Consider the following 14588-nt stretch of genomic DNA (forward strand, 5'->3'; position numbering starts at 1 on the left):
AGCTGGTAGTCGGGGGTGGCTGCCTCAGGGAAGGATGACCACGGCTTCGGTATCGCTGCCGCCGTTGGCCGAGGTCACGGTGACCTGGGCCGGCGGGATCGAGGTCAGGCGCAAGGTGCTGCTCTTGGCGTGGGTTTCACCGGCCAGCTCGCCGAGGTTGACGCCGCTGCTGGTGGCCCTGGCCGTCAGGGTCGGCGCCGCGGTCTCGTCGCTGGAGCTGGCCGCGATGGTGAGCACCCCCGAAGCGACGCTGAAGGTCGCGGTGCTGATGGTCACCTGATCGATCAGGCGCGAACTGGCGCTGTGCGGCGAGTTGGGCGGCGTGGCCAGGCTGTTGTCGGCGGTGACGCTGATGCTGCCCAGCGGCGTCGGGCTGGCGCTGGACTGGCCATACCAGCTGCCGGTGGTGTCGGCTTCGCTCATCGCCACGCTGCCACCGCTGGTATCGACGAAGCTGACCGTGGCGGGCGCTGGCGGCGCCTCGACGAACACGTCCTGCTGGGCGACTTCCACACTGAGCGGCAGGCCGGTTTCGGGATCGGTTTCGGTGACGCTGCTGCGCGCGTAGGTGCTGCGCTCGACGATCATCGGGGTCGGCAGCAGCACGCTGGACAGCTTGCCGGAGACGGCGAAATCGCTGGTGGTCAGGTCGAGGCCGTTGGGCCCCTGGATGCGCACGTAGTTGGTGCCGAACGGGCTGCCGGTGACGGGCTCCAGCACGTTGGGGTCGCCGAGGAAGGTCTCGTCGCCGACCACGTAAGGCCCGTTGAGGCTGCGCAGGAAGGGGCCGACGTCGCCCTGCAGGGCGCCAGCGAACTGGCCGGGGGCGCCGATGCCGATGTCGCGGGTCAGGTTGATCGCCCGGGTGCCGGGGGTCACCACGTTGAACACCTCGACGCCGTAGGGGTGGGTGATGACGTAGGTGCCGGCGCTGGTCACGTCCACGCGGATGCGGATGCGCGCGAAGCTGATCTGGTCGCCGGGCACCGGCTGCTCGGCGCTGAAGGCGGCCTCCAGGGCCGAGACGTAGGTGAGGTTGATGCCGCTGCCCTGGATGAAGGCATCGCCGGTGAACCAGAAGGCTTCGCCGGGGAAATTCTGCGCAGCGCCGCCCAGCACGATGGGTTGGGACGGATCGAAGCCCGGCTCGGCGAGCAGCGGGCACATGGGACCGGCGCCAGGCGTGCGCTCCGCGGTGGACAGGCAGAGTTCGAGCACCCGGCCGTGGGTGTCCTGGTACCAGGTGGGAAATCCGTGGTTGGTCTGCGGGGCAACGGCGTTCAGCGCGGCCTGCACGGAGCCGGCCAGGAGTCCGAGTCCGAACAGGACAGCAATTTTCGAGTGGGCGTTGTGCATGATGGTGTCCCTCTGTTCTTGCGGATGGACGGCGTCTCGGTTGGGGTCGGCCTCGCAGGTGCTACTGACTGGGATCGCAATATCCGTACCAGCCCCGCCAATCGCGGCTGGGCGGTAAAAGGCTTGCTGAAACAATGGCTTGGCGTTGCGCTGGATGGCTGGGGCAGGGTGGGGGTGCCGGGTGACTTTCCCCAGAAGTGGGGATTGGCGCGGGGAAAATGCGGGTGACGGTGGGGCGCCAGGCTGCGCCGGAGCGTCTGGCGTGGGGGCTGGCGTTGCGATGGACCTCCTCGAACGGCGACGCCCCCAGGCCGGGGGCGTCGACAGTGGGACTCGATCTGCAGCGTTGCGTCTGGCGACCGTGGCAAGCGGCCGCCAGGCGCAGGCGCCGGGCTTACTGCACGATCAGCGGCAGCTCGGTGGTCACCCCGTTGCTCGAGGTCGCGTAGGCCCGGCCGCCCTGTACCGGCGCGATCGGCGACTTGTCGACCCGCAGGGACCAGGCGCCGTTGGCGCGCGGGGTCACCGTGCCGAGCGGGACCCTGCCGCCGGTGCTGTCCACCTCAATCGAGATGGTGTTGCCGGCCGGCTTGTCGGTGGTGCCGCTGATGGTCCAGCGGTTTCTGCCGGCCCTCGCCTGTACGGTGGCGCTGCTGATGACCAGCGTCTCGACGATCGCCGGATCCACGGTCACCGTCACGGTGGCGACATTCGACGCATTGCCGAGGGCGTCGACGGCCTGGTAGGTGAAGCTCGTGGTGAGCGGGAAGCTGCCGTTCTGCGGCGGGGTGTAGGTGATGCCGGTGGTGCCGGCCAGGCTGACGCTGCCCTGGTCGGGCTGGCTGACGATCACCGCGCTCAGGGGGGTATCGCCCTCCGGATCGCTGTCGTTGCCCAGCACGTTGATGCTCACCGGCCGGTCCGCCGTGGTGGAGGCCGTGTCATCCACGGCGTTCGGTCCCTGGTTGACCGCCGCCGGGCTCACCGTGACGCGGATGGTGGCTGCTGCCGACAGCGCGCCGCCCGAGTCCCGCACCTGATAGCTGAAGGTATCTTCGACGCTGCCGCTCACCGACGCCGGCGGCGTGTAGGTCACCGTCGTGCCATCGCTGGTGGCGCTGCCCAGGGCGCTCAGCGGAGTCAGGTTGACCACGCTGAGTGCCTGCTGCTCCGGATCGCTGTCGTTGGCCAGCACGGCGATGCTCACCTGCGCGCCGCCGGCGGTGGCGGTCGCCGTGTCGTCGACGGCGGTCGGCGGCGGGTTGGCCGCGGCCGGATTGACCGTCACCGTTACGGTGGCGGCTGCCGACAGGGCACCCTGGGAGTCCCTGGCCTGGTAGGTGAACGAGGTGGTCTGCTGTACCTCGAGCGTGGCCGGCGGGGTGTAGGTCACCATGCCGCCATCCGTGCTGACGCTGGCGCTGCCCAGGTCCGGCTGGCTCACCAGTACCGCGGTCAGCGCATCGCCCTCGGGGTCGCTGTCGTTGGCCAGCACGTCGATCTGCATGGCGATGCCGGCGGTCGCGGTCGCGCTGTCATTCCCGGCGAGCGGTGCCGGGTTTGGCCGGGCGTCGGCCACCACGACCGGTTCGCTATCCGCACCGCCGGCCGAGGACTTCACGGTCACCCGCGCCGGTGGCTGGGCCAGGTCGCTGACCACCAGGCGCTGGGTGCTGCCGCCGGCCGCGGACAGCCTGCCGAAGCCTGCCGCCACCAGTTGCGGGGGCGACAGCTCGTCGCTGGAGCTCGCCTCGATGGTCAGTGACCGGGTGGCCCACGAGTAGCTGGCGTTGGCGATCTTCACCACGTCGGTGAGCGGGCTGGAAACCGGCGTTGGCAGGGTTCCGGCAGCCGTGTCGGTGGCGGTGACGATCAGCGCTTTCGGCAACGTCGTCGGCGCCAGGTCGTTGCCGAAGAAGCGGCCGTTGCCATCGCCGGCCATGTCGATCAGGCAGGCCGGATTCGGCGCGCCGTCAACCAGCTCGAGGGTTTCCCGGAAGCACAGGCTGGCCTGCGGTGTCGAGTTGGCGAACACCTCGATCCAGGTGCGCTCGGCGGTGCGGCTGTAGGTGGAGCGGGCGAGGGTGACCGGCGTGGGCGGCGGGGCGGCGGGCGCGCGCAGCTTGCCGGACAGGCTGAACAGGTTGTACTGGGCGGTGGCAAGGCCGTTCGGGCCGAGGATCTGTATGTAGTTGGTGCCGAACGGGCTGCCGGTCACCGGCTCGGTCAGGTTGGGGTCGCCGATGAAGGTCTCGGGCAGGGTGGTTTCCGGGTTGGTTTCGGTGTACGGCCCGTTGACGCTTTGCAGGAACGGGCCGAGATCGCCATCCAGGGCGCCGGTGAACACCCCGGGGGCGCCGATGCCGATGTCGCGGGTGATGTTGATGCCCTTCTTGCCGGTGACTCCCCTGACCCTCTCCACGCCGTAGGGATGGATGATGGTGTAGTCGCCGGCTACCGGCACGCTGGCGCGGATGCGGATGCGCGCGAAGCTCACCTGGTCGTTGGCGAGCGGCACCCCGCCGCCGAAGGCGGCTTCGAGGCCGGCCACGTAGACGATCAGCTCGATGCCGCTGGGATCGACGAAGGAGGTTTCCGCCAGCATCCAGAACGACTCGTCGGGCCAGTTGGTCGGGAAGACCAGCGGCTTCTGGTCGTCGAAGATGCCGGGGTTGGGCAGCAGGGTGCACATGTAGCCCGGCGCCGCGGCGGTGCCCGGAGCCCGGGAGCTGACGGCCTTGGACAGGCACAGGTCCAGGGCGGTCGGCGGCGATGTCGTTCCATCCGCGGCGGTTACCCCCGCGTCCTGATACCAGACGGGGAAGTAGCCGCTGGCCGCGGTGTAGGGGCCGGGGTCGACGGCGGCGAGTTTTGCCTGGGCGGTGCCGGCGAGCAACCCCAGGGCTGTCACGAGTATTCCTAGCTGCTTGTTCATGATGCCTCCAGACTCGATTGAGCGTTTCCTGGTGTTGCCTCAGGGGGTAGCGGTGGTGCCGGGAATCAGCAGGACGTCTTCGCTGTCACTGCCGCCGTTGGCGGACGTCACGGTGATGCGTGCCGGCGGGAAGGGGTTGACCGCGGTGGTCAGGGTCTTGACCGGCCCGTCGCCGGCGAGGGTGCCGATCGGCGTACCGTCTTCGTGGGTCAGGGTCAGCACCGGCAAGGCCGTCTCGTCGCTCGAGGCCGCCTCGACGGTCAGCTGGCCGACCCCCGTGCCGGTCTGCACGTACTCCGCCCGGCGGATCACCACCAGGTCGGTCAGCGGGCTGGCCTTGCTGGTCGGGGTGCTGGTGGGGATGGCCGCGGAGTTGTCGGCGGTCACGGTGACCGTGGTCGGCAGACCAGCGGGCGAGCTGGCCGACTGGCCGTACCAGGCGCCCCAGCCGTTGACTTCGCTCATCCGGGTGTCCACGCCGGCGCTGTCGGCGAAGCGGGCGGTGCCCGCGGGCGGCGGGGCGAGGGCGAAGACGTCCTGCTGGGCCGCGCCGGCGCTGCGCGAGTAGGTGGCGCGGTCGACGACCAGCGGGGTTGGCAGGGTGACCGCGGAGAGCTTGCCGGACACCGCGAAGACGTCGGTGCGCAGGTCGATGCCGGGGCCTTCGATGCGCACGTAGTTGGTGCCGAACGGGCTGCCGGTCACCGGCTCCGGCAGGTTGGGGTCGCCGATGAAGCTTTCCATGACGAAGGTGTCCGGATTCTGCTCGACATAGGGGCCGTTGGTGCTGCGCAGGAAGGGGCCGACATCGCCGGTGAGGGCGCCGCTGTAGACCCCCGGTGCACCGATGCCGATGTCGCGGGTCATGTTGATCGCCCGGGTATCGGTGGTTGTTACGTCGAAGACTTCGACACCGTAGGGGTGGGTGACGGTGTAGATCCCGATCGTCGGCACGGTCACGCGGATGCGGATGCGCGCGAAGCTGGTCTGGTCGCCCACCTTGGGTTCGCCGCCGTTGAAGGCGGCCTCCAGGGCCGCGCCGTAGCTCAGGTCGATGCCATCCTGCTGGATGAGGGCATCGGCGGTGAACCAGAAGGCTTCGTCCGGAAAGTTGCCGGGGAAGGCGATGGTCTGGGTGTCATCGAAGAACTCCGAGGGCAGCAGCGAGCACATGTAGGACGGCGCGGTGGCCGTCCCCGGTACGCGCGTGCTGACCGCCTTGGACAGGCACAGGTCCAGGGTGCGGCCGTGGGTGTCCTGGTACCAGGCGGCGAAGTGGCCGTTCGCCAGGCTATAGGGGCCGGGGTCCACGGCATTCAGCGCGGCCTGGACCGATCCGGCCAGCAGCCCGAGTCCGAGCAAGGCGGCAATTTTCGAGTGAGCGTTGTGCATGATGGAGTCCTTCTCTTCTTGCTGATGGACGGCTTCTCGGTCGGGGCCGGATCGGGCCTCGGAGGTTGTGCTGACTTGGAGTGGCAAGATCCGTACCACCCGACTGCAGACGTGCTGATCTGGAAAAGTCTTTTCAAAACAATGGCTTGTCGATGGGTGTCGAGACGGTGGCAGCAAGCGGGGAGTGGGGAACTCCCCCCACAAGTGGGGGTTGGCGCGGGGAAGTGGGGACAGCAGGCGATGGGATGACGGGCCGCGGGGGCTAGCGCTACTGGATGCTGGAGGCCAGCTCGAAGATGGGGATGTACATGAGGATCACGATCACGCCGATGATCAGGCCGATGAACACCATCAGCAGCGGCTCGAACAGGCGCACGAACCACTCGACCCAGCGCCCGGTTTCCTCGTCGTAGAAGTCGGCGGTGCGCTCCATCATCGTGCCGAGGTTGCCCGACTGCTCGCCGGCACGCAGCATGCGCAGGGAAACCGGGGTGGCCAGCTGGTTTTCGTCCAGCGCCTGGGACAGCGAGCGGCCTTCGCGGATGCGCTCGGCGGCGCGGTCGAGGCGCGTGCGGGTGTTGACGCCGAGCAGGCCGCGGACCATGCCCAGGGCGCTGATGATCGGGATGCCGCCCTGCAGCAGGATGCCCAGCGAGCGGTAGAACCGCGCCAGTTCGTAGATGAACAGACGCCGGTGAATGGTCGGTACCAGCTCGACCAGGCGGCCGAGGGCGCGGCGCACGGCGCGCTGGCGCAGCAGCAGCACGATGGCCAGCAGGGCCAGCGCCAGGCCGCCGAAGACCGCCGCCTGGTGGGCGTGGAGGAACTGCCCGGCGCTGAGCAGGATTCGCGACAGCCAGGGCAGGTCGGAGCCGAGGCCCTCGAACACCAGGCTGAAGCGCGGCACCACATAGCCGATCAGGAACAGCAGCACGCCGCAGCCGACCACCAGCAGCAGCACCGGGTAGACCGAGGCGCTGACGATCTTCTGGCGCACCTCGTCCAGCCGTTGCCGATAGGCCACGTAGCGGCCCAGCGCATCGCCGACCGAGCCGGTCTTCTCGCTCGATTGCACCAGCGCCACGTACAGCCCGGGAAACACCTCGGGAAACTGGCCGAGCGCCTGGGACAGCGACTTGCCCTCATAGAGCAGGCGCACGATATCGGCGAGCACCTTGCGCGCCTGGGCGTCGGTCTCCTTTTCGGCGAGGCTCTCGAGGGCGTCGATCAGCGCCAGGCCGGCGCCCAGCAGGGTGGTCAGCTCCTGGCTGAACAGCAGCAGCGGAAAGGCCTCGCGCGGCCGCCAGCGCAGGCTGGCCCAGCCGCGCTCGGCGTGCAGGGCCAGCACGCGCAGGCCCTGGTGCTCGGCCAGGCGCCGGGCATCGTCGGCACTCGGTGCATCCAGTTGCAGCGAGACCACGGCGGACTGCTTGTCCACGGCCTTGACGTGAAAACGCATGGTGGTTGGCCCTGTCTACAGCGCTCTGCTCATTGCCAGCTGGCGATCTCGGCGTTTTCGCCTTCGCCGCCGGGTTGGCCGTCCTTGCCCAGCGACAGCAGATCGTATTCGCCGTTCTCGCCCGGCGAGCGGTACAGGTATTCGCGGCTCCAGGGGTCGAGGGGAATGCCCTTGGCGAGGTAGGGGCCATCCCACTTCGGCTCGTCGCTGGGCGCGGTGACCAGCGCGACGAGGCCCTGTTCGCTGGTGGGGTAGCGGCCGACATCCAGGCGGTACAGGTCCAGCGCCTTGCCCAGACTCTCGATCTGCGCGCGCGCCACCTTGGCTTCCGACTTGCCGAGCTGGGCAAAGTACTTGGGGCCGACAATGCCGGCGAGCAGGCCGAGCACCACGAGCACCACCAGCAACTCGAGCAGGGTGAAGCCGCGGACGGGGCGCAGGGGCGGGCGGATACGGCGGATCATCGGCAGCACTCCCGGATACCTGCTTGGATCTAAGGTCAGGATCGGGTTCGCGTCAAACCGGGCACTGGCCGCAACCGTCACCCGCACGCCGGCAGGGCCATCGCACCATTGCTTGGCGCAGGCAGCGGATTGCTCCCTCTCCCGCTGGCGGGAGAGGGGCGGGGTGAGGGTGGAGGTGCGCTAGCCACCAGCCCTCACCCCAGCACCTCGGCATGGCGCTTGCTAATCTCCATGCAGCTCCGCGCAAGGCGCGACCTGCGGGACACGCAGATGATCACCACGAAGCGATTGGCGCTGTTCTACCTGAGCCTGCTGGTCGGGGTCGCGACGCTGCCGGCACGGGCCGATGTCTACAAGGTGGTGGCGGCCGACGGCTCGGTCACCTTCACCAACGTCTACCGTCCGGGCCGGGGCTATGTGCGCATCCTGCGCACGCCCAAGGCCAAGGTGGCCGCGCCTGCCGTGGCCAGAGCGCCGCGTCCGCCAGCCGCGCAGCCGGCAACCAGAGCCCCTGCCGGGCTGCCCTACGCCAGCCAGGTGGCCGCCGCCGCCGCCGCCCACCAGCTGCCCGAGGCCCTGCTGCACGCGGTGATCCGTACCGAGTCGAACTACAACCCGGTGGCCATCTCCGGGCGCGGCGCCATCGGCCTGATGCAGCTGATGCCCGACACCGCGCGCGAGCTGGGCGTGAGCGACCCCTGGGACCCGGCCGCCAACATCCACGGCGGCGCGCGCTACCTCAAGCACCTGCTGCAGATGTTCGACAACGACCTGCAACTGGCCCTGGCCGCCTACAACGCCGGTCCCGGTGCGGTGCTGCGCCAGGGCCGCGCCATCCCGCCCTATGCCGAGACCCGCCAGTACGTACCGCGGGTCATCGAACGCTTCCGTCACTTGCAGAACAAATAATTGGTGCCCCAATCGTGGGGGCGGATTGGGGAATCCGCTGGGGCAAGAGACCCGTTTTTGCCATCACCCCGCCATCGTGCTGAGCAAACCTCAGGAAATCCGCGGCCTCCCGCTCTGGCACGGCCCTTGCGACGTGTGAAGCGATTCACATTGTGGCGGTGGGCAGGCTTGCCCGCGGTACGGGGCAAGCGGGAGGACAGACATGAGCAACGATACTTTCCCCAGAGCGCCAGGCGGCAGTGCAGCACAGCCCGGGCGCCGGGCCGGTTGGCTGGCCGTGCTGCTGAGCGGCACCACCCTGCTGGCGACAGGCGCCGCCGAGGCGGCGATCAACTGCCAGCGCACCCTGGTGGCCAACGTGGTGGCGATCGACCAGCCGCTGATGTTCAACCGTCTCGGCGCGCAGAACGTCAACGGCATGATCTTCGCGCTGCGCCGCGATGTGGTCGACAAGAACAATGTGCCGCTGCACAAGGGCGGCGCGGCGACACCCGGCGAGGTCATGCTGCGCCCCGACAAGCGTCCGCGCCCGCTGGTGCTGCGGGTCGCCGAGGGCGACTGCCTGAGGGTGAACCTGCAGAACCTGCTGACCCTGAATGCCAACCCGCGCAACGCCGAGGTGCCCGAGCTGGACATCAATGACCAGGTGACCAGCCGCCACGTCGGCTTCAAGGTCACCGGCCTGCAGGCGGTCAACGGCATCGGCGACATCGCCAGCCATGCGGGACTCAACCAGAGTGCTCTGCTGGCCCCCGGCAGCAGCCGCAGCTACACCCTGTACGCCGAGCGCGAGGGCGCCTTCGTGGTCAGCAGCGACGGCGCCACCTTCGGCGGCGAGGCCTCGGGCGGCAACATCTCCAACGGCCTGTTCGGCCAGGTGGTGGTGCTGCCCAAGGGCGCACGCACCTATCGCAGCACGGTGACCGAGGAGGAGCTGCGCCTGGCCTCGGCCGGTCGCGCGCGCACGCCGACCGGCCAGCCGGTCGTCGACTACGAGGTGCGCTACCCGAACGTCGAGCCGTGGATCAGCGAAGGCAAGGCCGGCGCGCCGATCCTCAACATGATCGACGGCAACGAGATCGTCTTCAGCGCCACCGATGCCATCGTCATGGGCCCCAATCCCGACGGCAGCTTCCCGCCGGAGACCTATCCGCTGGAGCGCATGGGCCAGCGCAACCCGTCGCTGCCCAACCGTCTGGAGCCGTTCCGCGATTTCTCCGTCGCCTTCCAGGACGAGGCGGTGGCGGCGCAGGCCTTCCCCGCCTTCTGGCGCGACCCGGTGTTCGGCCACGTGCTGCAGCCGCTGCGTGACGGCTTCATGATCAACTACGGCTCCGGCGCCGTGGGCGCCGAGGTGATCGCCAACCGCCTGGGCGTCGGGCCGATGCACGACTGCCTGTCCTGCGCCTACGAGGAGTTCTTCCTCAGCTCGCACACGGTTGGCGACGTCGGCATGCTGGTGGATGTGCCGGCCAACGTCGGCCTGGAGGCGGTGGGACCGAACCAGGTGCCGCCAGCGGCGGCCACCGGCATCAAGGCCTCGATGGCCCTGTACCCGGCCGAGCCGGCCAACGTGCACCACAGCTACATCGGCGACTTCGTCAAGTTCCGCAACACCCACGTCGGCCACGAGCAGCACATCTTCCACCTGCATGCCCACCAGTGGCTGTACAACCCCAACGACGACAACTCCGACTACGTCGACGCCCAGGGCATCGGCCCGGGCTCGGGCTACACCTACGAGATCGCCTTCGGCGGCTCGGGCAACCGCAACCGGGTGGCCGGCGACGCCATCTTCCACTGCCACTTCTACCCGCACTTCGCCCAGGGCATGTGGTCGCTGTGGCGGGTCCACGACGTGTTCGAGGAGGGCACCCGCCTGGCGGTTTCCGAGCAGGGCGCCAATGGCTTCCACAGCCAGCCGTTCGCCCTGCGCAGCGGCCTGCCGGCCGCCAACGCCCGTGCCCTGCCGGATGGCGAGATCGTCGCCGGCACGCCGATCCCGGCGATCGTGCCGCTGCCGGGCAAGGCGCTGGCGCCGATGCCGGGCACGGTGACGGTGGTGCCCAAGCTCGGCAGCGCCCTGGTAGCTGGCGATGAGGGCGAGGACAGCGGCCCGCGCATCGTCGGTTCGGTGGCCTTGGTCGATCGCAGCGCTGGCAACCAGAACGCCGACGGCAGCCTGAAGAATCCGGGCTACCCGTTCTGGATCGGCGGCATGGAAAGCACCGTCGGCCAGCGTCCGCCGACCCCGCCGCTGGACATGCTCGATGCGGCCACGGCGACTGCCCTCAAAGCCACCGGCAAGGCCCTGTGGCAGAACCTCGATCCGGCCCAGGCCGGCGGCTTCGACGGCGGCCTGCCGCGGCACTCGCTGGATGGCCTGGCGGCCGGTGGCGAGGCGACGGTGGTCACCAGCGCCCTGGACTTCTCCAAGACGGTCACCAAGGCCAAGGCGGTGTTCTTCCCCGAGGAGGGCACCGAGGTCGAGCAGGCGGCGATGCTGTTCCACGCCCAGGCCGAGCACCCCAGCTACATGATCAAGCCCAACGGCGAGATAGAGCCCAAGGCCTTCCGCACCAACGGCGCCCTGCCGGTGGGCGGTGCGCCGTTCTTCGAGCCGTGCATGGATGACCGCGGCAAGCGCCTGACCGCGGCGGCCGGTCTCGGCGAGTTCTTCGGCGGCACCGAGCTGTCGTTCAAGGGCTCCTCGACCTTCACCGCCGACAATCCGCGGGTCTACAAGGCGGCCAACATCCAGTTCGACGCGGTATTCAACAAGGTCGGCTACCACTTCCCGCAGGCGCGCATCCTCACCCTGTGGGAGGATGCCGTGCCGGTGATCAACAAGCAGAAGCCGCCGGAACCGCTGGTGATGCGGATGAACACCTTCGACTGCACCATGTACCACCACACCAACCTGATCCCGGCGTTCTACGAGCTGGACGACTATCAGGTGCGCACGCCGACCGACGTGATCGGTCAGCACATCCACCTGCCCAAGTGGGACCTGCCCTCCGCCGACGGCTCGGCCAACGGCTGGAACTACGAGGACGGCGTGCTCTCGCCGGTGGCGGTGGTCGAGCGCATCCATGCCATCCGCGAGTTCAACGACTGCGATGACGGGGAGGTGTCGGCGCAGTGCCCGCAGGCCAAGGCACACCCGTACTTCAAGAAATACAACCGCAGCGACTGGCTGGGCGCGCGTACCACCATGCAGCGCTGGTTCGCCGACCCGGTGGTCAACCGCTGGGACGTCGACCGTGGCCTGGGCAACATCTTCACCCACGACCACCTCGGCCCGTCCACCCACCAGCAGGTCGGCCTCTACGCCACCGTGCTGACCGAGCCGGCCGGCTCCAGCTGGTTCCACGCCGAAACCGGCACGCCGCTGTACACCCGCGCCGACGGCGGACCGACCTCCTGGCAGGCGGTGATCGCCACCAATGACTTCGACAATGACGGCAAGAACGACAGCTTCCGCGAGTTCTTCCTCGAGTACAGCGACTTCCAGCATGCCTACGAGGCCGGCGTGTACGTCGGCGCCGGTCCTGACGGCGTGCCGGATGCCTCGCGCTACCCGGCCACCGCCGAGACCTTCCGCTACGCGATCAACCCGCCGACCCGGCGCAACGCCAGTCGCCTGCTCGAGTCGGTGGTGGAAATGGCCGGCGGCCAGGTGCCCGGCTGCCCGAGCCGGCCGTGCCCGCAGGCGATCTCGGTCGAGGACCCGGGGATCTTCGTGGTCAACTACCGCAACGAGCCGCTGGGCCTGCGGGTCTTCGACCCCAACCGCCTCGGCCCCGACGGCAAGCCGGGCATGCAGGCCGACGGCCTGGCCGGCGACCTCGCCTTCGCCCTGCAGAGCCGCACCGATCGGGCCATTCCGGCACTCAACCTGGCGCCCAGCGAGGTTCGCCAGGCGCGTGGCCCGACCGGCGGCATCACCACCTTCCCGCCGCACATCAACGTTGCCGACTCGCTGCCGGGCGACCCGTTCACGCCGATGCTGCGCACCTACTCGGGTGACAACGTGCGGGTGCGGGTGCATGCCGGCGGCCACGAGGAGGAGCACAACGTCACCATCCACGGCGTCAAGTGGCTGCAGAACGGCACCGGCTACGGCAACAGCTCCAACTCGGGATGGAAGGCCTCGCAGATGGTCGGCATCTCCGAGCAGATGGGCTTCGTGGCACCGGTGACCATGCTGTCCAGCTCCATCGCCGACAAGGGCGACTACCTGTACAGCATGGATGCCGCCATCGAGGGCTACTGGAACGGCATGTGGGGGATCATGCGCAACTACACCACCACGCGCCCCGACCTCTACGCCCTGCCCAACAACCCGAAGCCGGTGGCGGCGAAGAACACCGCCTCGTTCACCGGGGTGTGCCCGTCCACCGGCCCGACCGCCAGCGGCGGCAGCCAGCCGACCCCGCAGCGGACCTACAACGTGGTGGTGGCGCTGGCCAACGACATCCTGGCCAACCCGCTGGGTCTGACCATCGGCGATCCGCAGGGCGCCGGCCAGCACGTCGGCGGCCCGCTGAATGCCAGTGGCGGCACCCTGGTGGTCAACCCGCGGCCGGTGAGCATTCCGCAGGTGACGGTGATCGACGAGGAGACCCACCAGCCGGTGACCATCGGCGGGCAGGCCGGTCCGCTGCACGACCCGACGGCGATCCTCTACGTGCACAAGGGCGATCTCGATAACAAGACTGGCAAGCTCAAGGCCGGCGTGCCGATCGAGCCGCTGGTGCTGCGCGCGGCGGCGGGCGAGTGCGTCACCATCACCCTGGAAAACCGCCTGCCGCCGGTCATGCCGGACCTGCCGACCTACGCGGTGCTGCCGTCGGTGGTCAAGCGCGACCGCTTCGGTGCGCAGGGCTCGACCAGCTTCAACAACAACCTGCTTCGCCCGTCCAGCCACGTCGGCCTGCACGCCCAGCTGCTCGCCTACGACATCACCCAGGGCGATGGCGTCAACGTCGGCATCAACCCGGTGCAGACGATCGCGCCGCGCGTCGGCAGCAAGGGTAGCTACGCGACCCGTACCTACCAGTTCTACGCCGGCCATCTGGCGCGGCTGGGCGAGGTCGAGTCGGGCAGCAACCGCAACCTCGACAAGATCGAGGCCACGCCGATCGAGTTCGGCGGCCTCAACCTGCTGCCGGCGGACCCGATCAAGCAGGCGGCCAAGGGCCTGTCCGGGGCGATGGCGATCATGCCGCTCGGTGCGACCTGGAGCGAGGACAGCAGCAGCCGCACCGCCGCCACCGTACAGGCGCCGGGGCAGGCGGCCTACCGCGACTTCTCGCTGGTCTGGCAGAAGGGCCTCAACCTGCGCTGGGCCAACGGCCGGCCGGTGCAGGGCATGGCCTCGGAAGGGCTGGGCACGCCGACCGATCCGAAGGACAACTCGGACATGGCGGTGAACTACCGCAGCGAGCCCATGTGGTACCGCTTCGCCAAGGCGCCCAACGCCCCGTTCGGCAAGGGCGGCTGGGGCGACATTGCCAACGCGCACATGGCCTACAGCAACGCCCTGGTCAGCGGCGATCCGGTGACCCCGGTGCTCAAGGTGCAGGCCGGCCAGCCGTTCCGCGTGCACCTGACCATGCCGGCGGGCGGCAGCCGCGGCGCCACCTTCCAGCTCGATGGTCACCTGCATCCGCAGGAGCCGTTCGTGTCGCAGAACTCCGACGCCGACAGCTACCCGCTGCGGCTCGCCGGGGTCGGTTCGGTGCGCTTCGGCTACAACCCGCTGAGCCGCTATGTCGGCACACAGGAGAGCGTGCTGCCGGCGGCGCACTTCAACTTCATGTACCCCAGCGCCGGTGGCGGCAACGCGGTGCCCGGCGACTACCTGTGGCGCGACTTCGCCGTGTTCGGCAACGCCGGCGGGATGTGGGGCCTGCTGCGGGTAACCCCGGCCGCCACCAGCAGCGGCGGCGGCAAGGGCGGCGGCAGGAAATAGCCGGCCGACGGGAGAGGGCGCCTGCGCTGGCCCTCTCCCCGGTCCCGCCCTCATGGACCATGCTTTCAGGGAGGAAGGCGCTGCCCTCAAGCGCAA

Annotated in this window: 7 protein-coding genes and 1 pseudogene; 2 read left to right on the forward strand and 6 right to left on the reverse strand. The window is 69.2% G+C overall.

Annotation, left to right across the window (positions count from 1 at the left end; genetic code table 11):
* Positions 1 to 24: 24 nt before the first annotated feature.
* The 6 genes and pseudogenes from BM297_RS03150 to gspG all read right to left on the reverse strand — a co-directional run bounded on the left by BM297_RS03150 (position 25) and on the right by gspG (position 7606).
* Positions 25 to 1356 carry a hypothetical protein gene (locus tag BM297_RS03150; RefSeq protein WP_092428202.1) on the reverse strand — a complete coding sequence of 444 codons (1332 nt, stop codon included), beginning with the start codon at positions 1354 to 1356 and terminating at the stop codon, positions 25 to 27.
* 394 nt (positions 1357 to 1750) lie between these two features.
* Positions 1751 to 2938, reverse strand: coding sequence for an Ig-like domain-containing protein (locus BM297_RS22405; protein ID WP_449404131.1), 1188 nt, complete (start codon positions 2936 to 2938; stop codon positions 1751 to 1753).
* Positions 2927 to 4291: pseudogene (locus BM297_RS22410) on the reverse strand (Ig-like domain-containing protein); the annotation flags it as partial. The pseudogene BM297_RS22410 and the gene BM297_RS22405, both read right to left, overlap by 12 nt.
* Positions 4292 to 4330: 39 nt before the next feature.
* A complete protein-coding gene (locus BM297_RS03160) occupies positions 4331 to 5683 on the reverse strand; it encodes a hypothetical protein (protein ID WP_092428206.1) in 1353 nt (450 codons plus the stop codon).
* A 268-nt stretch (positions 5684 to 5951) separates the two neighbouring features.
* Positions 5952 to 7142, reverse strand: a complete 1191-nt coding sequence (locus BM297_RS03165) for a type II secretion system F family protein (RefSeq protein ID WP_092428208.1) — start codon at positions 7140 to 7142, stop codon at positions 5952 to 5954.
* Between the two features lie 29 nt (positions 7143 to 7171).
* On the reverse strand, positions 7172 to 7606 hold the full coding sequence (gene gspG, locus BM297_RS03170; protein ID WP_092428210.1) for a type II secretion system major pseudopilin GspG: 435 nt from the start codon (positions 7604 to 7606) through the stop codon (positions 7172 to 7174).
* A 270-nt stretch (positions 7607 to 7876) separates the two neighbouring features.
* Between gspG and BM297_RS03175 the strand changes: the two genes are divergently transcribed.
* Together BM297_RS03175 and mnxG are read left to right on the forward strand one after the other, a co-directional pair.
* A complete protein-coding gene (locus BM297_RS03175; RefSeq protein WP_092428212.1) occupies positions 7877 to 8515 on the forward strand; it encodes a lytic transglycosylase domain-containing protein in 639 nt (212 codons plus the stop codon).
* A 202-nt stretch (positions 8516 to 8717) separates the two neighbouring features.
* Positions 8718 to 14492 (forward strand): manganese-oxidizing multicopper oxidase MnxG, encoded by a 5775-nt coding sequence (gene mnxG / locus BM297_RS03180; RefSeq protein ID WP_245768192.1) that lies wholly within the window; start codon positions 8718 to 8720, stop codon positions 14490 to 14492.
* The last annotated feature ends 96 nt before the right edge of the window (positions 14493 to 14588 follow it).

Origin of the sequence: Geopseudomonas sagittaria, from assembly GCF_900115715.1 — a bacterium.
Classification (GTDB): Bacteria; Pseudomonadota; Gammaproteobacteria; order Pseudomonadales; family Pseudomonadaceae; genus Geopseudomonas; species Geopseudomonas sagittaria.

Excerpts from the sequence above, each read along its gene's own strand:
- BM297_RS03150 (WP_092428202.1), bottom strand. The coding sequence starts at position 1,356 with ATGCACAACGCCCACTCGAAAATTGCTGTCCTGTTCGGACTCGGACTC.
- BM297_RS03160 (WP_092428206.1), bottom strand. The coding sequence starts at position 5,683 with ATGCACAACGCTCACTCGAAAATTGCCGCCTTGCTCGGACTCGGGCTG.
- BM297_RS03165 (WP_092428208.1), bottom strand. The coding sequence starts at position 7,142 with ATGCGTTTTCACGTCAAGGCCGTGGACAAGCAGTCCGCCGTGGTCTCG.
- gspG (WP_092428210.1), bottom strand. The coding sequence starts at position 7,606 with ATGATCCGCCGTATCCGCCCGCCCCTGCGCCCCGTCCGCGGCTTCACC.
- BM297_RS03175 (WP_092428212.1), top strand. The coding sequence starts at position 7,877 with ATGATCACCACGAAGCGATTGGCGCTGTTCTACCTGAGCCTGCTGGTC.
- mnxG (WP_245768192.1), top strand. The coding sequence starts at position 8,718 with ATGAGCAACGATACTTTCCCCAGAGCGCCAGGCGGCAGTGCAGCACAG.